Origin of the sequence: Pseudomonas fluorescens, from assembly GCF_000802965.1 — a bacterium.
Lineage (GTDB): Bacteria > Pseudomonadota > Gammaproteobacteria > Pseudomonadales > Pseudomonadaceae > Aquipseudomonas > Aquipseudomonas fluorescens_A.
In genome coordinates this window covers 92,941-116,795 of record NZ_JSAK01000005.1, presented here as the reverse complement: position 1 = coordinate 116,795, position 23,855 = coordinate 92,941, and the positions used below count along the sequence as shown (strand labels likewise).

Annotated in this window: 24 protein-coding genes; 16 read left to right on the top strand and 8 right to left on the bottom strand. The window is 59.9% G+C overall.

What is annotated here, in order from left to right; translation table 11 throughout:
- Together NL64_RS05240 and NL64_RS05235 are read right to left on the bottom strand one after the other, a co-directional pair.
- On the bottom strand, positions 1-525 hold the full coding sequence (locus tag NL64_RS05240; protein ID WP_034147095.1) for a KdsC family phosphatase: 525 nt from the start codon (positions 523-525) through the stop codon (positions 1-3).
- Positions 525-1,499 (bottom strand): KpsF/GutQ family sugar-phosphate isomerase, encoded by a 975-nt coding sequence (locus tag NL64_RS05235; RefSeq protein ID WP_034147094.1) that lies wholly within the window; start codon positions 1,497-1,499, stop codon positions 525-527. The genes NL64_RS05240 and NL64_RS05235 overlap by 1 nt, the downstream gene beginning before the upstream one ends.
- 272 nt (positions 1,500-1,771) lie before the next feature.
- Here NL64_RS05235 and NL64_RS05230 point away from each other — a divergent pair, with 272 nt between their 5' ends.
- From NL64_RS05230 to hisC, 10 genes are all read left to right on the top strand, one after another.
- Complete coding sequence (locus NL64_RS05230; protein WP_034147093.1) at positions 1,772-2,581, top strand: ATP-binding cassette domain-containing protein; 810 nt, start codon at positions 1,772-1,774, stop codon at positions 2,579-2,581.
- A complete protein-coding gene (gene mlaE, locus NL64_RS05225; protein WP_034147092.1) occupies positions 2,581-3,378 on the top strand; it encodes a lipid asymmetry maintenance ABC transporter permease subunit MlaE in 798 nt (265 codons plus the stop codon). Before NL64_RS05230 ends, mlaE begins: the two co-directional genes overlap by 1 nt.
- Positions 3,378-3,845, top strand: coding sequence for an outer membrane lipid asymmetry maintenance protein MlaD (gene mlaD / locus NL64_RS05220; protein WP_034147091.1), 468 nt, complete (start codon positions 3,378-3,380; stop codon positions 3,843-3,845). The genes mlaE and mlaD overlap by 1 nt, the downstream gene beginning before the upstream one ends.
- Before the next feature lie 10 nt (positions 3,846-3,855).
- A complete protein-coding gene (locus tag NL64_RS05215; protein WP_034147090.1) occupies positions 3,856-4,509 on the top strand; it encodes an MlaC/ttg2D family ABC transporter substrate-binding protein in 654 nt (217 codons plus the stop codon).
- Entirely contained in the window at positions 4,506-4,811 is a 306-nt protein-coding gene (locus NL64_RS05210) for an STAS domain-containing protein (protein WP_034147089.1), read from the top strand. The genes NL64_RS05215 and NL64_RS05210 overlap by 4 nt, the downstream gene beginning before the upstream one ends.
- A 114-nt stretch (positions 4,812-4,925) precedes the next feature.
- The gene (locus NL64_RS05205) at positions 4,926-5,165 is read left to right on the top strand and encodes a BolA family protein (RefSeq protein WP_007901566.1); all 240 of its coding nucleotides are present in this window, start codon (positions 4,926-4,928) and stop codon (positions 5,163-5,165) included.
- A 22-nt stretch (positions 5,166-5,187) separates the two neighbouring features.
- A complete protein-coding gene (gene murA, locus NL64_RS05200) occupies positions 5,188-6,453 on the top strand; it encodes a UDP-N-acetylglucosamine 1-carboxyvinyltransferase (RefSeq protein ID WP_034147088.1) in 1,266 nt (421 codons plus the stop codon).
- A gap of 128 nt (positions 6,454-6,581) precedes the next feature.
- A complete protein-coding gene (hisG, locus tag NL64_RS05195; RefSeq protein WP_034147087.1) occupies positions 6,582-7,217 on the top strand; it encodes an ATP phosphoribosyltransferase in 636 nt (211 codons plus the stop codon).
- A 125-nt stretch (positions 7,218-7,342) separates the two neighbouring features.
- Complete coding sequence (gene hisD / locus NL64_RS05190) at positions 7,343-8,668, top strand: histidinol dehydrogenase (protein ID WP_034147086.1); 1,326 nt, start codon at positions 7,343-7,345, stop codon at positions 8,666-8,668.
- A 1-nt stretch (position 8,669) separates the two neighbouring features.
- On the top strand, positions 8,670-9,722 hold the full coding sequence (gene hisC / locus NL64_RS05185) for a histidinol-phosphate transaminase (RefSeq protein WP_034147085.1): 1,053 nt from the start codon (positions 8,670-8,672) through the stop codon (positions 9,720-9,722).
- Positions 9,723-9,835: 113 nt separating this feature from the next.
- On the opposite strand, the gene NL64_RS05180 is transcribed toward hisC, so the two are convergent.
- The 3 genes from NL64_RS05180 to algW form a co-directional block, all read right to left on the bottom strand.
- Positions 9,836-10,555: a DUF4198 domain-containing protein gene (locus tag NL64_RS05180; protein WP_034147084.1), complete on the bottom strand. Its 720-nt coding sequence runs from the start codon at positions 10,553-10,555 to the stop codon at positions 9,836-9,838.
- Positions 10,556-10,567: 12 nt separating this feature from the next.
- Positions 10,568-12,673: a TonB-dependent siderophore receptor gene (locus NL64_RS05175; RefSeq protein ID WP_034147083.1), complete on the bottom strand. Its 2,106-nt coding sequence runs from the start codon at positions 12,671-12,673 to the stop codon at positions 10,568-10,570.
- A 130-nt stretch (positions 12,674-12,803) separates the two neighbouring features.
- Positions 12,804-13,964, bottom strand: coding sequence for a Do family serine endopeptidase AlgW (gene algW, locus NL64_RS05170; RefSeq protein WP_034147082.1), 1,161 nt, complete (start codon positions 13,962-13,964; stop codon positions 12,804-12,806).
- 103 nt (positions 13,965-14,067) lie between these two features.
- Between algW and NL64_RS05165 the strand changes: the two genes are divergently transcribed.
- The 3 genes from NL64_RS05165 (at position 14,068) to cysN (ending at position 17,914) form a co-directional block, all read left to right on the top strand.
- The gene (locus NL64_RS05165; RefSeq protein ID WP_034147081.1) at positions 14,068-14,826 is read left to right on the top strand and encodes a Nif3-like dinuclear metal center hexameric protein; all 759 of its coding nucleotides are present in this window, start codon (positions 14,068-14,070) and stop codon (positions 14,824-14,826) included.
- A gap of 262 nt (positions 14,827-15,088) precedes the next feature.
- Entirely contained in the window at positions 15,089-16,006 is a 918-nt protein-coding gene (cysD, locus tag NL64_RS05160) for a sulfate adenylyltransferase subunit CysD (RefSeq protein WP_034147080.1), read from the top strand.
- A 9-nt stretch (positions 16,007-16,015) separates the two neighbouring features.
- Positions 16,016-17,914 (top strand): sulfate adenylyltransferase subunit CysN, encoded by a 1,899-nt coding sequence (gene cysN / locus NL64_RS05155; protein ID WP_034147079.1) that lies wholly within the window; start codon positions 16,016-16,018, stop codon positions 17,912-17,914.
- 160 nt (positions 17,915-18,074) lie between these two features.
- On the opposite strand, the gene NL64_RS05150 is transcribed toward cysN, so the two are convergent.
- From NL64_RS05150 to NL64_RS05140, 3 genes are read right to left on the bottom strand one after another with little or no spacing between them, the layout of a single operon-like run.
- Complete coding sequence (locus NL64_RS05150) at positions 18,075-18,980, bottom strand: acyltransferase (RefSeq protein WP_034147078.1); 906 nt, start codon at positions 18,978-18,980, stop codon at positions 18,075-18,077.
- Positions 18,981-21,080 carry a phosphate acetyltransferase gene (pta, locus tag NL64_RS05145; protein ID WP_034147077.1) on the bottom strand — a complete coding sequence of 700 codons (2,100 nt, stop codon included), beginning with the start codon at positions 21,078-21,080 and terminating at the stop codon, positions 18,981-18,983.
- 60 nt (positions 21,081-21,140) lie between these two features.
- Positions 21,141-21,467 (bottom strand): DUF3565 domain-containing protein, encoded by a 327-nt coding sequence (locus NL64_RS05140; protein WP_034147114.1) that lies wholly within the window; start codon positions 21,465-21,467, stop codon positions 21,141-21,143.
- Between NL64_RS05140 and NL64_RS05135 the strand changes: the two genes are divergently transcribed.
- From NL64_RS05135 to NL64_RS05125, 3 genes are all read left to right on the top strand, one after another.
- Complete coding sequence (locus NL64_RS05135; protein ID WP_008054392.1) at positions 21,436-21,921, top strand: FKBP-type peptidyl-prolyl cis-trans isomerase; 486 nt, start codon at positions 21,436-21,438, stop codon at positions 21,919-21,921. The genes NL64_RS05140 and NL64_RS05135 overlap by 32 nt on opposite strands.
- A 122-nt stretch (positions 21,922-22,043) precedes the next feature.
- Positions 22,044-22,526 (top strand): glutathione peroxidase, encoded by a 483-nt coding sequence (locus tag NL64_RS05130; protein ID WP_034147076.1) that lies wholly within the window; start codon positions 22,044-22,046, stop codon positions 22,524-22,526.
- A 202-nt stretch (positions 22,527-22,728) separates the two neighbouring features.
- Positions 22,729-23,832 carry an NADH:flavin oxidoreductase gene (locus NL64_RS05125; protein ID WP_034147075.1) on the top strand — a complete coding sequence of 368 codons (1,104 nt, stop codon included), beginning with the start codon at positions 22,729-22,731 and terminating at the stop codon, positions 23,830-23,832.
- Positions 23,833-23,855 lie beyond the last annotated feature (23 nt).

The window sequence follows — 23,855 nt, the reverse complement described above, 5'->3', positions numbered from 1 at the left end:
TCACAGGTACGCGGCGTTGGCCGCATCGAGGCGGCCCTGGGCGCGCAGGATCAATTCGCAGAATTCGCGGGCGGCACCCTCGCCACCGCGGGCCTGAGTCACGCCGTGAGCGTGTTCACGCACGAAGCTGGCGGCGTTGGCCACTGCCATGCCCAGGCCGACGCGGCGAATCACCGGCAGGTCGGGCAGGTCGTCGCCGAGGTAGGCGACCTGTTCATAGCTTAGGTTGAGTTGGCCCAGAAGCTCGTCGAGCACCACCAGTTTGTCTTCGCGACCCTGGTAAAGGTGCGGAATGCCCAGATTCTTCGCCCGTCGTTCTACGACTGGGGTTTTGCGACCGCTGATAATCGCGGTCTGCACGCCGGCTGCCATCAGCATCTTGATGCCTTGGCCGTCGAGAGTGTTGAAGGTCTTGAACTCGCTGCCGTCTTCGAGGAAGTACAAGCGACCATCGGTCAGTACGCCGTCGACGTCGAATACCGCCAGTTTGATCTGTTGGCCGCGTTGCAGAAGGTCTGCGCTCATTACATTACTCCCGCACGCAGCAAGTCGTGCATGTTCAAGGCGCCGACCGGGCGGTCTTCGCTGTCGACCACGACCAGTGCGTTGATTTTATGGTCTTCCATGATTTTCAGGGCCTCGGCGGCGAGCATTTCGGCGCGGGCCGTCTTGCCATGGGCGGTCATGACCTGATCAATCGTGGCGCTGTGGATATCGATGCTGCGATCCAGGGTGCGGCGCAAATCGCCGTCGGTGAAGATCCCGGCGAGTTTGCCGTCGGCTTCAAGGATCACGGTCATGCCCAGGCCTTTGCGGGTCATTTCCATCAGCGCGTCCTTGAGCAGGGTGCCGCGTTGCACCTGCGGCAGTTCCTGCCCGGCGTGCATGACGTTTTCCACTTTCAGCAGCAGGCGTCGACCCAGTGCACCACCAGGGTGGGAAAAGGCGAAGTCTTCAGCGGTAAAGCCGCGGGCTTCAAGCAGGGCAACGGCCAGGGCGTCGCCCATGACCAGCGCTGCGGTGGTCGAAGAGGTCGGCGCCAGGTTCAGCGGACAGGCTTCGTGCTCGACGTGAACGTTCAGGTTGACTTCGGCGGCCTTGGACAGAGGCGAATTCGGGTTGCCGGTCATGCTGATCAACTGAATGCCCAGGCGTTTGATCAGCGGCAGCAGGGTGACGATTTCATTGGTCGAGCCGGAGTTCGACAGCGCGAGGATGATGTCGTCGCGGGTGATCATGCCCATGTCGCCGTGGCTGGCTTCGGCCGGGTGCACAAAAAACGCCGTGGTGCCGGTGCTGGCCAGGGTGGCGGCGATCTTGTTGCCGATGTGCCCCGATTTGCCCATGCCGACCACGACTACGCGGCCTTTGCTGGCCAGAATCATCTCGCAAGCGCGTACGAAATCTGCGTCGATTTGGGGAAGCAAGCCTTGTACGGCTTCCATTTCGAGGCGGATGGTGCGTTGTGCGGATTGAATCAGCTCGCTGGATTGGCTCATGTCGGAAATCGTATAGCCTGATGAAAAGGCGGCGATTATAGCGGTTATGATCGAAACCCTCACGCAAGTTCGTCGCGCATTGTCATTCCTTGTTACCTAATCCCTCTAAATGAAGCTTTTTACCTGTCATGTTGCAGCGCATGGCCCGGCATTGGCCTTGGGCCCGTGGCGTTTGCAGTGATATAGTTCGCCGCCAGTTCGGCCCGCCCGGGGATGTGCTTTTGTCAGGAAGCCAGGCGTCCGAGTGTGAGGCTGCATCGCAAGGAGTTTAGATGAGTGCCGATAACGCCTACGCGGTCGAGCTGAAGGGACTGACCTTCAAGCGCGGTGCGCGCAGCATTTTCAATAACGTCGATATCCGTATTCCCCGCGGCAAGGTCACCGGCATCATGGGGCCTTCCGGGTGTGGCAAGACCACGCTGTTGCGGTTGATGGGCGCACAGTTGCGTCCGTCCAGTGGCGAAGTCTGGGTCAATGGCCAGAACCTGCCGCAGCTGTCGCGCAGCGATCTGTTCGATGCCCGCAAGCACATGGGCGTGCTGTTTCAGAGTGGCGCACTGTTTACCGATCTCGATGTGTTCGAGAACGTCGCCTTTCCTTTGCGCGTTCATACCGAGCTGCCGGAAGAAATGATCCGGGATATCGTCCTGCTCAAATTGCAGGCCGTGGGCTTGCGTGGCGCCATCGACCTGATGCCTGACGAACTGTCCGGCGGCATGAAGCGTCGTGTCGCGCTGGCGCGGGCGATTGCGCTCGACCCGCAGATTCTCATGTATGACGAGCCCTTTGTCGGCCAAGATCCCATCGCCATGGGCGTATTGGTGCGCCTGATCCGCTTGCTCAACGATGCGCTTGGCATTACCAGCATCGTGGTTTCCCACGACCTGGCCGAGACCGCGAGCATTGCCGACTACATCTATGTGGTCGGCGACGGGCAGGTGCTGGGGCAGGGCACGCCGCAAGAGCTGATGAACTCGGACGAACCGCGTATCCGTCAATTCATGACAGGCGAGCCCGACGGTCCGGTCGCCTATCACTTTCCAGCGACGGATTACCGCGCAGATCTCCTGGGGAAGCGCTGATGCGCAAGACTTCACTAATAGAAAGAGTGCGCCGCTTCGGCCACGCCGGCATCGATGTGCTGGCGGTGTTCGGGCGTTCGGCGCTGTTCCTGTTTCACGCGTTGCTGGGTCGCGGTGGCATTGGCGGCGGCTTTGGCCTGTTGGTCAAGCAGTTGCATTCGGTTGGCGTGATGTCCCTGGTGATCATTGTGGTTTCCGGGGTGTTCATTGGCATGGTGCTGGCGCTGCAGGGGTTCAACATCCTGTCCAGCTACGGTTCCGAGCAGGCGGTCGGGCAGATGGTTGCGCTGACGCTGCTGCGCGAGCTGGGGCCGGTGGTGACCGCGTTGCTGTTCGCCGGGCGTGCCGGTTCGGCGCTGACGGCGGAAATCGGCAACATGAAATCCACCGAACAGTTGTCCAGCCTGGAGATGATCGGGGTCGACCCGCTCAAGTACATCATCGCCCCGCGCCTGTGGGCCGGCTTCATTTCCCTGCCGGTGCTGGCGATGATTTTCAGCGTGGTGGGGATCTGGGGTGGTTCGTGGGTGGCCGTCGACTGGCTGGGCGTGTATGAAGGGTCCTACTGGTCGAACATGCAGAACAGCGTGACCTTCGCCGACGATGTGCTCAACGGCATCATCAAAAGCATCGTCTTCGCCTTTGTCGTCACCTGGATTGCCGTATTCCAAGGCTATGACTGCGAGCCCACTTCCGAGGGGATCAGTCGTGCCACTACCAAGACCGTGGTGTATGCCTCTTTGGCAGTACTCGGCCTGGACTTTATTCTGACCGCCTTGATGTTTGGAGATTTCTGATGCAAAACCGCACCCTGGAAATCGGTGTCGGCCTTTTCTTGCTGGCTGGCATCCTGGCTTTGTTGCTGCTGGCGCTGCGGGTCAGTGGCCTGTCCCCGAGCCCGAATACCGAAACCTATAAACTTTATGCGTACTTCGACAATATCGCCGGTTTGACGGTCAGAGCCAAGGTGACCATGGCCGGTGTCACCATCGGCAAGGTGACGGCGATCGATCTGGACCGCGACAGTTTCACCGGTCGAGTGACCATGCAGCTGGAAAAGCGTGTAGATAACCTGCCGGCCGACTCCACTGCATCTATCCTGACCGCTGGCCTGTTGGGCGAGAAGTACATCGGTATCAGCGTGGGCGGGGAAGAAGCCCTGCTCAAGGATGGCGGGACCATCCACGACACCCAGTCGTCGCTGGTGCTAGAGGACCTGATCGGTAAATTCCTGCTTAATACGGTTAGCAAAGACGCCAAATGAGGATTTTTAAATGATCTCTACCTTGCGACGTGGCCTGTTGGTATTGCTCGCGGCCCTGCCGTTGGTGGCTAACGCCGTGGCGGCGCCTTCCGCGCACGAACTGGTACAGGACACGACCAACCGTTTGCTGGCCGACCTGGCCGCCAACAAAGAAAAGTACAAGCAGGATCCGCAGGACTTTTATGCGGCGCTGAACAGCATTGTCGGGCCTGTCGTGGATGCCGAGGGCATTTCCAAGAGCATTATGACGGTCAAGTACTCGCGCAAAGCCACCCCTGCGCAAATGAAGACCTTTGAAGAAAACTTCAAAAAGGGCCTGTTCCAGTTCTATGGCAATGCCTTGCTGGAGTACAACAATCAGGGCATCACCGTTGATCCTGCCAAAGACGAGTCGGGCGACCGCACCAGTGTCGGCATGACGGTCAAAGGCAGCAACGGTGCGATCTATCCTGTGTCCTACACTCTGGAAAAGGTCGGCGGCGAGTGGAAGCTGCGCAACGTCATCATCAATGGCATCAACATTGGCAAGCTGTTCCGTGATCAGTTCGCCGACGCGATGCAGCGCAATGGCAACGACCTGGACAAGACCATCAACGGTTGGGCCGGGGAAGTTGCCAAGGCCAAGGCCTCGACCGAAAACGCCGACGAGAAGTCAGCGCAATGAGTGAGTCGGCCATCCAGATGGACGAAGCCGGCGAGCTGCGGCTCAGCGGCGTGCTGGATTACCGCACCGGCCCTGGCTTGCGTGAGCAGGGTAAGGCCTTGATCAAGGCCAGCAAGGCAGCGGCATTGGTGGTCGATTGTTCGGCAGTGACGAAGTCCAGCAGCGTCGGGTTGTCCCTGCTGCTGTGCTTCATGCGGGATGCGCAGGCGGCCGGCAAGGCGCTGAGCATCCGTGCCATGCCAGAAGACATGCGCGAAATCGCTCAGGTCAGTGAGCTGACCGAGCTGTTGGCGCATCCCTAATCCACATCGATAAAGAAGCCCCCCGTCAGAGTCCTGCTTCGCGGGGTTCGCAGGCGCGGGGCTTTTTTGTATGATGTCCGACCCGCGCGCACAGGGCGCCGATTGAGGTTGAGCATGCAGGCCGTAGAAGTTAAAAGCTTCCTTGAAGGAAAGCTGCCGAATACCAAGGTGGAAGTTGAAGGCGAAGGCTGCAATTTCCAGCTGAACGTGATTAGCGATGAACTGGCGGCGTTGAGCCCGGTGAAGCGTCAGCAGCAGGTCTATGCCCATTTGAACCCATGGATCACCGATGGCAGCATCCATGCGGTCACTATGAAATTTTTCAGCAGCGCGGCCTGGGCCGAGCGCACCTGAGCCCAAGGGCGTCGAGATTCTTATGGATAAATTGATTATTACTGGCGGTGCTCGTCTTGACGGCGAGATCCGCATCTCCGGGGCAAAGAACTCTGCCCTGCCGATCCTGGCGGCAACCCTGCTGTGCGATGGCCCGGTAACCGTGGCCAACCTGCCGCACCTGCACGACATCACCACCATGATCGAGCTGTTCGGTCGCATGGGGATCGAGCCGGTGATCGACGAGAAGCTGGCCGTCGAAATCGACCCGCGTACCATCAAGACCCTGATCGCTCCGTACGAACTGGTTAAAACCATGCGTGCGTCGATCCTGGTACTGGGCCCGATGGTTGCCCGTTTCGGTGAAGCCGAAGTGGCGCTGCCTGGCGGTTGCGCCATCGGTTCGCGTCCGGTTGACCTGCACATCCGCGGCCTCGAAGCCATGGGTGCGGTCATCGACGTCGAAGGCGGCTACATCAAGGCCAAGGCGCCTGAAGGCGGCCTGCGCGGTGCGCACTTCTTCTTCGACACCGTCAGCGTGACCGGTACCGAAAACATCATGATGGCCGCTGCTCTGGCCAAAGGCCGCAGCGTTCTGGCTAACGCCGCGCGCGAGCCGGAAGTGGTCGACCTGGCGAACTTCCTGAACGCCATGGGTGCCAAGGTTTCCGGCGCTGGCACCGACACCATCACCATCGATGGCGTCGAGCGTCTGCACACCACCACTTATAAAGTGATGCCTGACCGTATCGAAACCGGCACCTACCTGGTCGCCGCTGCCGTAACTGGCGGTCGTGTGAAGGTCAAGGACACCGATCCGACCATCCTCGAAGCCGTCCTGGAAAAACTTCGGGAAGCGGGCGCGGAAATCACCTGCGGCAACGACTGGATCGAGCTGAACATGCATGGCAAGCGGCCGAAAGCCGTCAACGTGCGCACCGCTCCGTACCCGGCGTTCCCGACGGACATGCAAGCGCAGTTCATCTCCCTCAACGCCATTGCCGAAGGCACTGGTGCGGTGATCGAGACGATCTTCGAAAACCGCTTCATGCACGTTTACGAACTGCACCGCATGGGCGCCAAGATCCAGGTCGAAGGCAACACCGCCATCGTCACCGGTACCGAGAAGCTCAAGGGCGCGCCAGTGATGGCTACCGACCTGCGTGCTTCGGCCAGCCTGGTGATTTCGGCGCTGATCGCCGAAGGCGACACCCTGATCGACCGCATCTACCACATCGACCGTGGTTACGAGTGCATCGAAGAGAAACTGCAGATGCTGGGCGCCAAGATCCGTCGCGTTCCGGGCTAGTAGTTGCAGATGGGGCACAGGGACGTGCCCATTGGTTTTGTTTCAAGTCGAGCCGGTTTCCGGCTCGATGTGTGTCCGGCGCCGTTTGCGACCGGACATGAGTACCTTGATAAGGACTGACGTTTCCCATGTTGACCATCGCACTGTCCAAGGGCCGCATCCTTGACGACACCCTGCCGCTTCTGGCTGAAGCGGGCATCGTGCCGACCGAGAATCCGGACAAGAGCCGCAAGCTGATCATCCCCACGACCCAGGAAGATGTACGCCTGTTGATCGTGCGTGCCACCGACGTGCCGACCTATGTCGAGCATGGTGCCGCTGACCTTGGTGTCGCCGGTAAAGACGTGCTGATGGAATACGGCGGCCAGGGCTTGTACGAGCCACTGGACCTGCAAATTGCTCAGTGCAAGTTGATGACCGCCGGCAAGGTTGGCGCGGTCGAGCCCAAGGGCCGCCTGCGTATCGCTACCAAGTTCGTCAACGTTGCCAAGCGCTACTACGCCGAACAGGGCCGTCAGGTCGACATCATCAAGCTGTACGGTTCGATGGAGCTGGCACCGCTGATCGGCCTCGCTGACAAGATCATCGACGTGGTCGACACCGGTAACACGCTGCGGGCCAACGGCCTGGAGCCACAGGATTTCATTGCGGCCATCAGCTCCCGGCTGATCGTCAACAAAGCTTCGATGAAAATGCAGCACGCCCGTATCCAGGCGTTGATCGACACCCTGCGCACGGCAGTGGAGTCTCGACACCGCGGCTGATTCACCTGCGCGCCCGCAAGGCGCGCCGTCTATCCGCCTCATAGCCAGAATTCTCAGGTGCCCAAGCGGATCGAATGTTAGTTTCGGGCGCCTGAGTTTTTTGCCAATCCTATGAGGCTCTCGCTATGACCGCACCGACTGCAATTCGCCGACTCAACGCTGCTGACCCGGATTTCGCGCATCATCTGGATCATCTGCTGAGCTGGGAAAGTGTGTCTGACGACTCGGTCAATCAGCGGGTGCTGGACATCATCAAGGCTGTGCGTGAGCGTGGCGACGCGGCGCTGGTGGACTTCACCCGCCAGTTCGATGGTTTGGACGTCAAGTCCATGGCCGACCTGATCCTGCCGCGTGAGCGTCTGGAATTGGCACTGACGCGTATTACCGTGCCTCAGCGCGAAGCGCTGGAAGTCGCTGCCGCCCGTGTGCGCAGCTACCACGAAAAGCAGAAGCAGGATTCCTGGAGCTACACCGAGGCTGACGGCACCGTGCTGGGCCAGAAGGTCACGCCGCTGGACCGCGCCGGTCTTTATGTACCGGGCGGCAAGGCATCGTATCCGTCGTCTGTCCTCATGAATGCGATTCCGGCCAAGGTCGCCGGTGTGACCGAAGTGGTCATGGTCGTGCCGACTCCACGTGGTGAAATCAACGAACTGGTGCTGGCCGCAGCCTGCATCGCCGGCGTCGACCGCGTGTTCACCATCGGCGGCGCTCAAGCCGTCGCCGCGTTGGCCTATGGCACCGAAAGCGTGCCGAAGGTCGATAAAGTGGTCGGTCCCGGCAACATCTATGTCGCCACTGCCAAGCGCCACGTATTTGGCCAGGTCGGGATCGACATGATCGCCGGTCCGTCCGAGATCCTCGTGGTGTGTGACGGCAAGACCGATCCGGACTGGATCGCCATGGATCTGTTCTCCCAGGCTGAGCACGACGAAGACGCCCAGGCGATTTTGGTCAGCCCGGATGCCGAGTTCCTCGACCAAGTCGCCGCGAGTATCGCCAAACTGATGCCAACCATGGAACGCGCCGCGATTATCGAAACCTCGATCAATGGCCGTGGCGCACTGATCAAGGTCCGCGACATGGAGCAGGCCATGGAAGTGGCCAACCGCATTGCGCCGGAGCACCTGGAGTTGTCGGTCGCCGATCCGCAAGCCTGGCTGCCGCAGATTCGGCACGCCGGTGCGATCTTCATGGGCCGCCATACTTCCGAAGCGCTAGGCGATTATTGCGCTGGTCCGAACCACGTGTTGCCGACCTCCGGCACCGCGCGATTCTCCTCGCCGCTGGGTGTGTACGACTTCCAGAAACGCTCGTCGATCATCTACTGCTCCGAGCAGGGTGCTTCCGAACTGGGCAAAACCGCTTCCGTACTGGCCCGCGGCGAGTCGCTGACCGCCCACGCACGTAGCGCTGAATACCGTATCGTTGACGAACAAAAGGGGAACTGAGATGAGTAAATTCTGGAGCCCGTTCGTCAAGAATCTGGTGCCTTACGTGCCGGGCGAGCAGCCGAAACTGGCAAAACTGGTGAAGCTCAACACCAACGAAAACCCGTACGGGCCATCGCCGAAAGCCTTGGCCGCGATGCAGGCCGAGCTGAACGACAACCTGCGCCTGTACCCAGACCCGAACAGCGATCTGCTGAAGAACGCTGTCGCCAAATACTACGGCGTGCAGAGCAATCAGGTGTTCCTCGGCAACGGTTCCGATGAAGTCCTGGCGCACATTTTCCACGGTTTGCTGCAGCACGATCAGCCGCTGCTGTTCCCGGACATCAGCTACAGCTTCTATCCGGTTTACTGCGGTCTGTACGGTATCAAGTTCGATGCGGTGCCGCTGGACGAGCAGTTCCGCATCAACCCGGCGGACTACGCCAAACCAAACGGCGGGATCATCTTCCCCAACCCGAACGCGCCTACCGGTTGCCTGCTGGCACTGGAAGCGGTCGAGCAGATTCTCAAGGCGAGCCCGGACTCGGTGGTCGTGGTGGATGAGGCTTACATCGACTTCGGCGGCGAAACGGCGATCACCTTGGTGGACCGTTATCCGAACCTGCTGGTGACCCAGACCCTGTCCAAATCCCGTTCGCTGGCGGGTCTGCGGGTGGGTCTGGCGGTCGGACATCCGGACCTGATCGAGGCGCTGGAGCGGATCAAGAACAGCTTCAACTCCTATCCGCTGGATCGCATGGCGAATGTCGGCGCCGCGGCCGCATTCGAGGATCGCGAGTACTTCGACAAGACGTGCCGTTTGGTGATCGAGAGTCGTGAGAAGGTCGTTGCACAGTTGGAGGAGAAGGGCTTTGAAGTGTTGCCGTCGGCGGCGAACTTCATTTTCGCCCGTCACCCTAAGCATGACGCGGCAGGCCTTGCGGCGAAATTGCGTGAGCAAGGCGTGATCGTTCGGCACTTCAAGCAGGAGCGGATTGCGCAGTTCCTGCGGATCAGCATCGGTACGCCAGAACAAAATCAGGCGTTGATCGACGGCCTCGGCGATCTCTAAACCACCTGTAGGGGCCGGCTTGCTGGCGATTGCGATCTGACATTCAACATCTTTGCTGGATGTCACACCGCTATCGCGAGCAGGCTCGCTCCTACAGTGTTTTGTGGTGTGGCTTATTCGTGATGCGGCTCGCCCAGGAATGTCAGCGAACTGAACAGTCCGCGACTATTCACGTCAGCGCTGTCCTTCACCGGCACTTCCACCTGCGCCGAAATCACATTCAACCCTTCATTACGCACCAGCACCTGCGCCCGGCCGTCCGCATCGGTTTCAGTGCTTAGCGTATTCGGCGCGCTGCGATAATCGCCCACCAATTTCACGCCTGCAGCAGGTTTGCCATCCAGTAGCACGCGGACCGGCAGCGACTTGCCAGGCCCTACGGTCAGCGGATCGACCTCAGGCAGAATCAGCAATTTTATTTGATCCAGCTTGGGCAACTTTGCCCCCGGCTGATAAATCGCCAGGCTGTACTTGAACGTTTGAGTCGCCTCAATGGCGCCCGGTACTTTGCTGCGTCCTTCGTTGATCCACTTTTTGTCGGCAGTCTGCGACCACATGCCGTTGTCCAAAGCCACCGCCATCACCGCTGGCGGTTTCAGCGGTTGCAGGCGCGCGTGATCCGCCAGGCGCTGCACGGTCACCGGGATCATTTTTCCGCTGATGTCAAAAGCCCAGGCGCCGCTGATTTTCTGCGCCTTGAAGGCATTGTCCTCGGCGCCGTGCCCGTAAATGACCTCGATGTTGCCGCGACGTTGTTCGGTCCACAGGCCATGGGCCGAGACCTCGGTGGCAAACAGCAAGCCGAGCAGTGCCAGGGGTTTGAGTGGGTGCATGAGGACGTCCTTTTACAGAGTGAGTGTCAGGCTGACAGTGAAATTGCGCGGCTCGCCGGGGTTGACCCAGTAGTTGCTGTAGGAGCGCTCGAAGTATTTCTCGTCGAAAATGTTGTTCAGGTTGAGGCCCACCGTGATGTTGTCGCTGGCCTTGTAATGGGCCAGCAGATCGACGGTGTGATACGCCGGTAATTCAAAGTCGCTGCCCGCTTCGCCCGAGCGATCGCCGACATAAGTGAACGCGGCGCCAAGGTCCGAACCGCGCAGTCGACCGTCCTGGAACTCATAAACGCCCAACAGGCTGCCACTGCGTTTGGCCACGCCGAGAATGCGGCTGCCGGTGGGAATGAACTTGTCGCCCTCGGTGACTTCAGCGTCGATGTAGGCGAAAGCACCGATCACCCGCACGGCGTCGGTCACTTGCCCGGTGACTTGCAAGTCGAAACCCTGACTGCGTGCCTTGCCCATTGCGCGGCTGGTATCGGTGCCCGGGTCGAGAGCAAGGACGTTTTCCTTTTCGATGTGGAAAGCGGCGAGGGTGCTGCTCACGCGGTCGTCGAACAGCTCGCTCTTGATCCCGATTTCGTAGCCAACACCTTCTTCCGGATCGAAGGATTTGCCCGCTGCGTCCAGGCCGTTGTTCGGTTTGAACGAGGTCGAGGCGTTGGCGAATAGACCGACTTCAGGTATCAGCTGATAAAGCAAACCGGCCCGTTGGGTCAGCGCATCGTGACTCTGAGTGCTGGTGGCGCCACGGGTGTGATCGTCGATGCTCTGCTCGAAATGTTCGAAGCGCACACCGAGCATGCCCCGCAGCTTGTCGGTGAAGATGATCTGGTCCTGCAGGTTCAGTGCATGGCTTTCGACGTGTTCGAAGAAGTCCGTGCCAGAGCGTGCTCCGTCGGGTTTTGGCTGGCCGTAGACCGGTTGGTAGATGTCGATGGCGTAGGGGCTGCCGGCAATGGTCGTCACCCGTTCGTTTTTGCGGTAGTTCTCGTATTCGCTGCCGATCAACAGTTCATGCTGCAAACTGCCGGTGTCGAAAAAGCCGCGCAGTTCGAGTTGGGTAATGCTGTCGTGCCAATCGTTGTCACGCTCGCGATAGCGGCGGTTGACAGTATGACCGTCGGCATTCAGCGGGCGCGCCTCGGAAGCGAAGCCCCAGAGTTTGCCTTCCTTGTAATGGCTGGCCAGGCGCAACTTCCAGCTGTCGCTGAGCTGATACTCGAGGGCGGCCTGCAGCATGTTGTTGTGGTTGTCGATGTCGCCATCGTCGGGTTCGCCGAGGAACGTCGAACGGGAGACACCGCTCCAGGTGTTGTTGGGTGCGACGATGCCGCGATCGAAGGTCGAGCTGTGGCGAACGAATTCGCTCTCCACCAACAGGCTGGTGTCCGGGTTCAGTTGCCAACTGAAGGAGGGCGCGACAAACACACGCTGGCTGTCGACGTGATCGCGGAAGCTGTGGTTGTCCTCGACAGCCAGGTTGACCCGCGACAGCACGTTGCCTTGGTCATCCAGTGGCGTGTTGACGTCCAGCGCCGTGCGATAACGATCCCAACTGCCCGCGCTGGTGTTCAGGGTCGCGAAGGCCTCGGACTGGGGTTTCTTGGTGACGATGTTCACCGTACCGCCCGGATCACCTCGGCCATAGAGACTGGCGGCAGGGCCTTTGAGCACTTCGATGCGCTCGATATTGGCCACGTCCGGCGTGCTGGGATAACCGCGATTGGCGCTGAAGCCGTCCTTATAGAACTCCGACGTGGTGAAGCCGCGCACGCTGTATTCGTAAAGCGTCAGACCGCCGAAATTGTTCTGCTTCGACACACCGCCAGCAAAGTCCAGCGCGCGCTCGACGCTGGTACTGCCCAGGTCATTGAGCACACTGACGGGAATTACGCTGATCGATTGTGGGATATCGCGAATGGCGGTGTCGGTTTTGGTCGCGCTGGAAGAGCGGGTGGCGCGGTAGCCATCGACCGGGCCGGCAGGGGATTCGTAGTCGGAGGTGACGCTGATCGCGTCCAGTTCGAGGGTTCGAGGCTCATCGGCGAAGACTGGAATCCCCAGCAGACCGAGGGCAAGACTTGCCACGGAGGCCTTTGTTCGAGACGACATGTTATGTTGTTCCAATTGCTAGAATTGAAACAATATAACATGCCCAATGAGAATGTCTGCTGTTAAAGGCTTTGGCTTTGTGGGGCTGCCTATGCCGCGAAAAGATCGCAGCCTGCGGCAGCTCCTACAGCTAGTTTTCTTCTTTTTCCTTCACCGGCGCTGGTGGTGGACGCAAGCCGATTTCCGCGCTGAGTTTGAGTTCCTTGCCGTTGCGCATTACCTGGATCGAGATCTTGTCCGTCGGCTTGATCCGCGCAACCTGGTTCATCGAGCGGCGGCCATCGCCGGCCGGTTCGCCATCGATGGACAGGATCACGTCGCCCAGTTGCAAGCCAGCCTTTTGCGCCGGGCCGTCGCGGAAAATCCCTGCGACGACGATCCCCGGACGTCCGGACAGACCAAAGGATTCCGCCAGTTCCTGAGTCAACGGCTGCACTTCGATGCCCAGCCAGCCGCGAATCACCTGGCCGTGTTCGATGATCGACTTCATCACTTCCATCGCCAGTTTCACCGGAATTGCGAAACCGATGCCCTGGGAGCCGCCGGATTTGGAGAAGATTGCCGTGTTGATGCCGGTCAGGTTGCCATTTGCGTCCACCAGCGCACCGCCGGAGTTGCCGGGGTTGATCGCGGCGTCGGTCTGGATGAAGTCTTCGTAGTTGTTCAGGCCCAGCTGATTGCGCCCGGTGGCGCTGATGATGCCCATGGTCACGGTCTGGCCCACGCCGAACGGGTTGCCGATGGCCAGCGCGACGTCGCCGATGCGGATGTTGTCGGAACGGCCGACAGTAATCGATGGCAGGTTTTTCAGATCGATCTTCAGTACCGCGAGGTCGGTTTCCGGGTCGCTGCCGATCACCCGGGCCAGGGTTTCACGACCGTCCTTGAGCGCAACCACGATCTGGTCGGCACCGCTGGTCACGTGGTTGTTGGTCAGGATGTAGCCTTCCGGGCTCATGATCACGCCGGAACCGAGGCTCGACTCCATGCGCTTCTGCTTGGGCGAGTTGTCGCCGAAGAAGCGACGGAATTGCGGGTCTTCAAACAGCGGATGGCTGGGTTTGTTGATGACTTTGGTGGTGTACAGGTTCACCACGGACGGCGCGGCGGTGGTCACTGCGTCGGAATAAGACACCGGACCCTGCTGCATGGTGGTGGTTTGCGGGGCCTGCTGCAGATTGACGTCGAGGCTTGGAAGCCCGACCCACTGCGGGTAACGCTGGATTATCAACAGAGCGACAAGCACGCCGGCCAACAGCGGCCAGCCGGAAAAACGCAGCGCCTTGAGCATTAAGCACGTCCTGAGAGGGTTGCAGGCGGTATGAGACCGCCCATAATGTCGCGCATTATACGAGGCCGCGCGCGCCTCTGAACGGGATATTTAGGAGTCTTTTATGGCCGTCGCCCTGAGCACACTCGTCGAAGAAGCCGACCGTTACCTCAACAGTTCGAAAATCGCCGATTACTGCCCCAACGGCTTGCAGGTCGAAGGCCGGCCGCAGGTGATGCGCATTGTCAGTGGCGTCACTGCCAGCCAGGCTTTGCTTGATGCTGCGGTTGAAGCTAACGCTGATCTTGTCCTTGTGCACCACGGTTACTTCTGGAAGGGCGAAAACCCTTGCATCACCGGCATGAAACAGCGCCGGTTGAAGACTTTGCTCAAGCACGATATCAGCCTGCTGTCCTATCACCTGCCACTGGATCTGCACCCGGACGTCGGCAACAACGTGCAACTGGCGCGTCAGCTCGACATCACCGTCGAGGGGCCATTGGACCCGGACAACCTGAAGATCGTCGGTCTGGTCGGCTCGTTGAATGAGCCGGTCACCCCGCGTGATTTCGCCCGCCGTGTGCAGGAAGTCATGGGCCGCGAGCCGTTGCTCATTGAAGGCAGTGCGATGATTCGCCGGGTCGGCTGGTGCACTGGTGGCGGTCAAGGCTATATCGATCAAGCCGTGTTGGCGGGTGTCGATCTGTACCTCAGCGGCGAAGCATCCGAGCAAACCTTCCACAGCGCCCGTGAAAATGACATCAGCTTCATCGCCGCCGGTCACCACGCCACCGAGCGCTATGGCGTTCAGGCGCTGGGCGACTATCTGGCCCGGCGCTTTGCCCTCGAGCACATTTTCATCGATTGCCCAAACCCGATCTGACGAAACGCCACGCTTGTAGGAGCGAGCCTGCTCGCGATGGTCGTCAACGATAACGCTGGGAGCCTGACACCCCGCGGCGTTCTCAGGTTCATCGCGAGCAGGCTCGCTCCTACAGGGGGAACGCGTTTCGCCCAAACGCGGGGGCATATTCATATACCCTTTCGATCTAGCTGGCTTCCTGATTAGAAGAGGTCGCTGTGCTAGGATTCCCCGCTCGAACACGGCCCGCTGGCCGTTCATAAGAAAGATTTCGTGAGTAGCCATGGTCGACAAACTGACGCATCTGAAACAGCTGGAGGCGGAAAGCATCCACATCATCCGCGAGGTGGCCGCCGAGTTCGACAACCCGGTGATGCTGTACTCGATCGGTAAAGACTCCGCCGTGATGCTGCACCTGGCACGCAAGGCATTCTTCCCTGGCAAGCTGCCGTTTCCGGTGATGCACGTCGACACCCGGTGGAAATTCCAGGAGATGTACAAGTTCCGCGACAAGATGGTCGCCGAGCTGGGCCTGGACCTGATCACCCACGTCAATCCCGATGGCGTGGCGCAGGGCATCAACCCGTTCACCCACGGCAGTGCCAAGCACACCGACATCATGAAGACCGAAGGCCTGAAACAGGCACTCGACAAATATGGTTTCGATGCTGCTTTCGGCGGTGCCCGTCGCGATGAAGAGAAATCCCGCGCCAAAGAGCGCGTCTACTCGTTCCGCGACAGCAAGCACCGCTGGGATCCGAAAAACCAGCGCCCAGAGTTGTGGAACGTCTACAACGGCAAGGTCAACAAGGGCGAATCCATTCGTGTGTTCCCGTTGTCGAACTGGACCGAGCTGGACATCTGGCAGTACATCTACCTTGAAGGCATCCCGATCGTCCCGCTGTACTTCGCCGCCGAGCGTGAAGTCATCGAGAAGAACGGCACGCTGATCATGATCGACGACGAGCGCATCCTCGAACACCTGAGCGATGAAGACAAAGCCCGCATCGTCAAAAAGAAAGTGCGTTTCCGCACCCTTGGCTGCTACCCGTTGACGGGCGCGGTGGAGTCCGAGGCCGAAAGCCTCACAGACATCATTCAGGAAATGCTCCTGACGCGAACTTCCGAGCGCCAGGGCCGCGTCATCGACCACGATGGCGCCGGCTCGATGGAAGACAAAAAACGTCAAGGTTATTTCTAAGGGGCTGTCATGTCGCATCAATCTGATTTGATCAGCGAGGACATCCTCGCCTACCTGGGCCAGCACGAACGTAAAGAGCTGCTGCGCTTCCTGACCTGCGGTAACGTCGATGACGGCAAGAGCACCCTGATCGGGCGCCTGCTGCACGACTCCAAGATGATCTACGAAGATCACCTGGAAGCCATTACCCGCGACTCGAAAAAAGTCGGCACCACCGGCGAAGACATCGACCTGGCATTGCTGGTCGACGGCCTGCAGGCCGAGCGTGAGCAAGGCATCACCATCGATGTCGCTTACCGCTATTTCTCCACCGCCAAGCGCAAGTTCATCATCGCCGACACCCCCGGCCATGAGCAGTACACCCGCAACATGGCCACCGGTGCATCCACCTGTGACCTGGCGATCATCCTGGTCGACGCCCGTTACGGCGTTCAGACGCAGACCCGTCGCCACAGCTTCATTGCCTCGTTGCTGGGCATCAAGCACATCGTCGTTGCCATCAACAAGATGGACCTCAAGGACTTCGATGAGGGCGTGTTCGAGTCGATCAAGGCCGACTACCTGAAGTTCGCCGAAGGCCTGAAGCTCAAGCCGACCAGCATGCACTTCGTGCCGATGTCTGCCCTCAAGGGCGACAACGTCGTGAACAAGTCCGAGCGCTCGCCGTGGTACACCGGCCAGTCGTTGATGGAAATCCTCGAGACTGTGGAAGTGGCGGGCGACCGCAACTTCACCGACCTGCGTTTCCCGGTGCAGTACGTCAACCGTCCGAACCTGAACTTCCGTGGTTTCGCCGGCACCTTGGCCAGCGGCATCGTCAAGAAGGGCGACGAAGTCGTGGTCCTGCCGTCGGGCAAGAGCAGCCGCGTGAAATCCATCGTCACTTTCGAAGGTGAGCTGGAGCATGCCGGTCCTGGCCAAGCGGTAACGCTGACCATGGAAGACGAAATCGACATTTCCCGTGGCGACCTGTTGGTACATGCCGACAACGTGCCGCCGGTGACCGACAGCTTCGAAGCGATGCTGGTGTGGATGGCTGAAGAGCCGATGCTCCCAGGCAAGAAATACGACATCAAACGCGCCACCAGTTACGTGCCGGGCTCCATCGCCAGCATCGTCAACAAAGTCGACGTCAACACGCTTGAAGAAGGCCCGGCCAGCGCGTTGCAGCTGAACGAAATCGGCAAGGTCAAGATCGCGCTCGACGCGCCGATTGCCCTCGACGGTTACGAAAGCAACCGCACCACTGGCGCGTTCATCATCATCGACCGCTTGACCAACGGCACCGTCGGCGCCGGCATGATCGTCGCGCAACCACTGGCGCACGGCACCAGCACCCACCACGGCAAACTGGCTCACGTCGCCACCGAAGAGCGCGCTCAGCGCTTCGGCCAGCAACCGGCCACGGTGTTGTTCAGCGGCTTGTCGGGCGCGGGCAAAAGTACGCTGGCCTACGCCGTTGAACGCAAGTTGTTCGACCTGGGCCGTGCAGTGTTTGTGCTTGATGGCCAGAACCTGCGTCATGACCTCAACAAAGGTCTGCCACAGGATCGCGCCGGGCGTACCGAGAACTGGCGTCGTGCCGCGCACGTGGCGCGTCAGTTCAACGAGGCTGGCTTGCTAACCCTGGCGGCGTTCGTTGCGCCGAGTTCCGAAGGTCGTGAGCAGGCGAAGGAACTGATCGGCAAGGAGCGTCTGTTGACGGTCTACGTCCAGGCCTCGCCAACGGTCTGTGCCGAACGTGATCCGCAAGGCTTGTACGCGGCAGCCGGGGATAACATCCCGGGTGAATCCTTCCCGTACGACGTGCCGCTGGATGCCGATCTGGTGATCGACACCCAGTCCGTGTCGCTGGAAGAAGGTGTGAAGCAAGTGCTGGATCTGCTGCGTAAGCGTGGCGCGATCTAAGGCTTAGCCGTTAATGAAAAACCCGCCGATGAGTGATCATCGGCGGGTTTTTTTGTGCCTGTTGGGACGCCATCGCTGGCAAGCCAGCTCCCACAGGTTTTGTGAGCGCCCCTATCACTGTGGGAGCTGGCTTGCCAGCGATGAGGCCGGTACAGACACCTCAAAACTTTGCGGGATACTCGCGATGCATCTGCCCCAACAACGCATCCTTGTCTTCCCACAACTGATTGATCCAGCCCTGGAACTGCAAGCGGTACTCACCATCCTGATCGTAATTCTTGCCAATGAACTGCGGCGGAATCTTCAGCTCCTCAAAATGCACCACCGCATCTGTCACATTCCCACACAGCAAATCCCAGAAGCCGGGACGTCCGGCCGGGTAGTGAATGGTCACGTTGACGATGGATTCCAGTTGTTCCCCCATGGCGTCCAGCACAAACGCAATACCGCCAGCCTTGGGTTTGAGCAAATAACGGAACGGTGATTTCTGCTGGGCATGCTTGCCCTCGGTGAAACGCGTGCCTTCGACGAAATTGAAAATGCCCACCGGGTTGTTGCGAAATTTCGCGCAGGTCTTGCGGGTGGTTTCCAGGTCTTTACCTTTCTTTTCCGGGTGCTTTTCCAGGTACGCCTTGGAGTAGCGCTTCATGAACGGAAACCCCAGCGTCCACCACGCCAGGCCAATCACCGGGACCCAGATCAGCTCTTGCTTGAGGAAGAACTTCAGCGGCTGTATGCGCCGGTTGAGCACGTATTGCAGCACCAGAATGTCGACCCAGCTCTGGTGATTGCTGGTGATCAGGTACGAGTGTTGGTAGTCGAGGCCTTGCAGGCCGCTGATGTGCCAGCGGGTGCGCCTGACCAGATTCATCCAGCCTTTGTTGTTGCTGATCCAGGCTTCATGGATATGGTTCATCAGCCAAAGTGTGAAGCGCTGGGTGAGGGCGAACGGCAACACTTTGAGCAGCGCCACGCAGAACAGAAACGAGCAAAGCAAAATCGTGTTCAGGGCCAGCAATAGCGACGCAATCACACCGCGTACAGCGGCAGGTAGAAAATCCAGCATTTAAACATCCATAGGTCGGTTGGCTGCCTGGATCGCGGTCAACGCGATGGTGTAGACGATGTCATCGACTTGCGCGCCGCGCGGCAAATCGTTCACCGGTTTGCGCAGGCCTTGCAGCATCGGCCCGAGACTCACGCAGTCGGCACTACGCTGCACCGCTTTGTGCGTGGTGTTGCCAGTGTTGAGGTCGGGGAACACAAACACCGTGGCCCGACCCGCAACCTGGCTGTTCGGCGCCAGTTGCCGGGCCACGGTTTCGTTGGCGGCGGCGTCGTATTGCAACGGGCCGTCGATCAGCAGCGAGTTCTGTTGTTCATGGGCGAGCAACGTCGCCTCGCGCACCTTCTCGACTTCTTCGCCGCTGGCCGATTCACCGCTGGAGTAGCTGATCATCGCGACGCGCGGGGTGATGCCGAACGCGGCCGCCGAATCGGCGCTTTGCAGGGCGATCTCGGCCAGTTCGCTGGCGCTTGGGTGCGGGTTCATCACGCAGTCGCCGTAGACCAGCACTTCTTCCGGAAACAACATGAAGAACACCGACGACACCAGCGTGCAGCCTGGCGCGGTCTTGATCAGTTGCAGGGCCGGGCGGATGGTGTTGGCGGTGGAATGGATGACCCCGGACACGAGGCCGTCGACTTCATCCAGCGCCAGCATCATGGTGCCGATCACCACGGTGTCTTCCAGTTGCTGCTCGGCCATTGGCGCGTTGAGGCTTTTGCTTTTGCGCAGGGCGACCATCGGCTCGACATAGCGTTCGCGGATCAGGTCCGGGTCGAGGATTTCCAGGCCCGGTGGCAACTCGATGCCTTGGGCGCGGGCCACGGCTTCGACGTCCGCCGGTTTCGCCAGCAACACGCAACGGGCGATGCCGCGAGCCTGACAGATCGCCGCCGCTTGCACGGTCAACGGCTCGCTGCCCTCGGGCAGGACGATGCGCTTGTTGGCGACTTGCGCGCGCTGGATCAACTGATAACGGAACACCGCTGGCGACAGGCGCATTTCCCGAGGCGTGCCGCAGCGTTGGTGCAGCCAGTTGGCATCGAGATGGCTGGCGACGAAATCGGTGATGATCTCCGCGCGTTCGCGGTCGTCGATCGGGATTTCCTTGTTCAGGCCGTTCAACTGGTTGGCGGTGTCGTAGGAACCGGTGCTCACCGACAACACCGGCAGGCCGGCCTGCAAGGCGCCACGGCAGAGGTCCATGATGCGCGGGTCGGGCAGGGTGTCGCTGGTCAGCAGCAGGCCCGCCAGGGGCACGCCGTTCATGGCCGCAAGGCTGACGGCGAGGATGATGTCGTCGCGGTCGCCGGGGGTCACCACCAGCACGCCGGGCTTGAGCAGTTCCACGGTGTTGCGCATGGTGCGCGCGCAAATGATGATTTTGGTCATGCGCCGGGTTTCATAGTCGCCGGCGTTCAGGACTTGAGCGCCCATCAGATCGGCGACGTCGCGGGTGCGCGGCGCGTTCAGTTCAGGCTGGAAAGGAATGCAGCCGAGCAGGCGGAAATCGCCACTGCGCAACAGCGGTGAATGTTCCTTCAGGCGCGCGGCGAAGGCTTCCATGCTCTCGTCGGTCTTGACCTTGTTGAGGATCACACCGAGGACTTTCGGGTCTTTCGGGCCACCGAACAATTGCGCCTGCAACTCGACGCGACCGGAGAGCTCGGTCAGCACTTCGTTTTCCGGTGCCGAGACCAGGATCACCTCGGCGTCCAGACTCTTGGCCAGGTGCAGGTTGACCCGTGCGGCGTAACTGGCGCTGCGGGTCGGGACCATGCCTTCGACGATCAGCACGTCCTTGCCGATGGCGGCCTGCTGATAGAGGGTGATGATTTCTTCGAGCAGTTCGTCGAGCTGTCCATCGCCGAGCATGCGCTCGACATGGGCCAGGCCCAACGGCTGCGGCGGTTTCAAACCGTGGGTGCGGGCCACCAGTTCGGTGGAGCGCTCCGGGCCCGTGTCACCCGGATGCGGCTGGGCAATCGGTTTGAAAAAGCCGACTTTGAGACCGGCTCGCTCAAGGGTGCGCACCAGCCCGAGGCTGATGGAGGTCAGACCCACGCCAAAATCGGTGGGCGCGATAAAAAAAGTTTGCATGCGGATTCTCTGAAGGAGCATGGCAATGGTGAGGACCTATGGCTGGTCTTCTACCGAAATTCAGTCGCCAAGGTTAGCGCTAACCGAGCCTTGTGCGCACCAACCGCAATCAAAGGGCTGGCCTATTTTTTCAAGACGTTGCGCGGCATCCATGACCCAGGCACGCGACTGCCATGGCGGCTGGTGTCGCAGGTGTTGGGTATGGCCGCAGGAAAGCTCGGCCACCCAGTGTCCGTCCTCGTCCTGATGGAAGCCCGTGATCGTCACAACCCGTCTGTCCGGGTTGTGTTCGCTTTCAGGCGATTGCTTCGCTAAACTTGGCCTTTCAATATTCTTCTGCAAAAGGTCTCGCCCCATGCTGATCGCCGCCAATAAGGCTGTCTCCATCGACTATACCCTGACCAACGACGCTGGTGAGGTCATCGACAGCTCCGCCGGCGGCGCGCCGCTGGTTTACCTGCAAGGCGCAGGTAACATTATCCCTGGCCTGGAAAAGGCACTGGAAGGTAAAGCAGTCGGCGACGAGCTGACCGTAGCCGTTGAACCTGAAGATGCATACGGCGAATACGCTGCCGAACTGGTCAGCACCCTGAGCCGCAGCATGTTCGAAGGCGTCGATGAACTGGAAGTTGGCATGCAGTTCCACGCTTCCGCTCCGGACGGCCAGATGCAGATCGTGACCATCCGCGATCTGGACGGCGACGACGTTACCGTCGACGGCAACCACCCGTTGGCCGGTCAGCGCCTGAATTTCCAGGTCAAGATCATCAACATCCGTGACGCCAGTCAGGAAGAAATCGCTCATGGCCACGTCCATGGCGAAGGTGGCCATCACCACTGATTTTCTGCGCTAAGCTTCGATAACTGGAGAGGCGCCCCGAGGGCGCCTTTTTAGTTGCGGCTGTCCCGGTCGACACCGCCAAGCGGCTGTTTCGAGAAGAACACTGGAATCTGGAGTACGTCATGAGTGCTTTTCACGACCTTAATTTGACAGCCCTGGATGGGCAGGCGCTACCTCTGGCACCGTTCAAGGGGCACGTCGTGCTGGTGGTCAACGTTGCCTCCAAATGTGGCTTGACCCCACAGTACGCGGCCCTCGAAAACCTCTACCAGCAATACAAAGGTAAAGGCTTCAGCGTGCTGGGCCTGCCGTGCAACCAGTTTGCGGGGCAAGAGCCAGGCACCGAGCAAGAGATCATGGAGTTTTGCAGCCTCAACTATGGCGTGACGTTTCCGTTGTCCAGCAAGCTGGAAGTCAACGGGCACGAGCGTCACCAGCTGTATAAATTGCTGGCGGGCGAGGGTGCGGAGTTCCCCGGTGACATCACCTGGAACTTCGAAAAGTTCTTGCTGGGTAAAGACGGGCGTGTGCTGGCGCGATTCTCGCCACGTACGGCGCCGGATGATCCCTCTGTGATTCAGGCGATTGAAAAAGCCCTGAGCTGAAGCTTCCTGTGTAGGAGCCGGCAAGCTAGCGATCCAGGCGACGCGGTGTATCAGGAACACCGCGGTGCCTGGATCGCCAGCAAGCCGGCTCCTACAGACTCCCCACCTTTTGATCCTTAATCATTCAAATCAATAGTGCTTTTCAGCGCGCACGAACCTCCATATTATCGCCGTCATAAAGTCATCCTTCGTGGAGCGTCCCATGCCTGTAAAAGCCTTGTTCAAACCGTTCCACCTCGGCACCCTCGAATTGCCGACCCGCGTCGTCATGGCGCCGATGACCCGCTCCTTTTCGCCGGGCGGCGTACCGAATTCCAAAGTGATCGAATACTACCGTCGTCGCGCCGCGGCCGGCGTAGGCCTGATCATTACTGAAGGCACCACCGTCGGTCACCAGGCTTCCAACGGCTATCCGAACGTGCCGCATTTCTACGGTGAAGCTGCACTGGCCGGCTGGAAAAAAGTCGTCGATGCCGTTCACGCCGAAGGTGGCAAGATCGTTCCGCAGTTGTGGCATGTCGGCAGCGTGCGTCGTATCGGCACCGAGCCGGACGCCAGCGTACCGGGCTACGGTCCGTCGGAAAAAATCAAGGACGGCCAGGTCGTGGTTCACGGCATGACCCAACAAGATATTCAGGACGTAATCGCCGCGTTCGCCCAAGCCGCGAAGGATGCCCAGAGCATTGGCATGGACGGCGTGGAAATCCACGGCGCCCATGGCTATCTGGTCGACCAGTTTTTCTGGGAAGGCAGCAACCAGCGTAACGACGAATACGGCGGCAGCCTGGCCAACCGTTCACGTTTCGCCATCGAGCTGATTCAGGCGGTGCGTGCCGCCGTCGGTGAAGGCTTCCCGATCATCTTCCGCTTCTCGCAGTGGAAGCAGCAGGACTACACCGCACGCCTGGTGCAAACCCCGGAAGCCTTGGGCGAATTCCTCAAGCCGCTGTCTGACGCGGGCGTGGATATTTTCCACTGCTCGACACGTCGTTTCTGGGAGCCGGAGTTCGACGGCTCCGAGCTGAACCTGGCAGGCTGGACGCGCAAACTGACGGGCAAGCCGACCATCACCGTGGGCAGCGTTGGCCTGGATGGCGAGTTCTTGCAGTTCATGGTCAACACCGACAAGGTCGCGCAACCGGCCAGTCTGGAAAAACTGCTTGAGCGTTTGAACAATGACGAGTTCGACCTGGTAGCGGTCGGCCGTGCGCTGCTGGTGGACCCGGACTGGGCGCAGAAAGTGCGTGACGGTCGTGAGGAAGACATCTTGCCCTTCAGCCGTGAGGCGTTGATGACGCTGGTTTAAGTAGCGACTGGACTGACGCCATC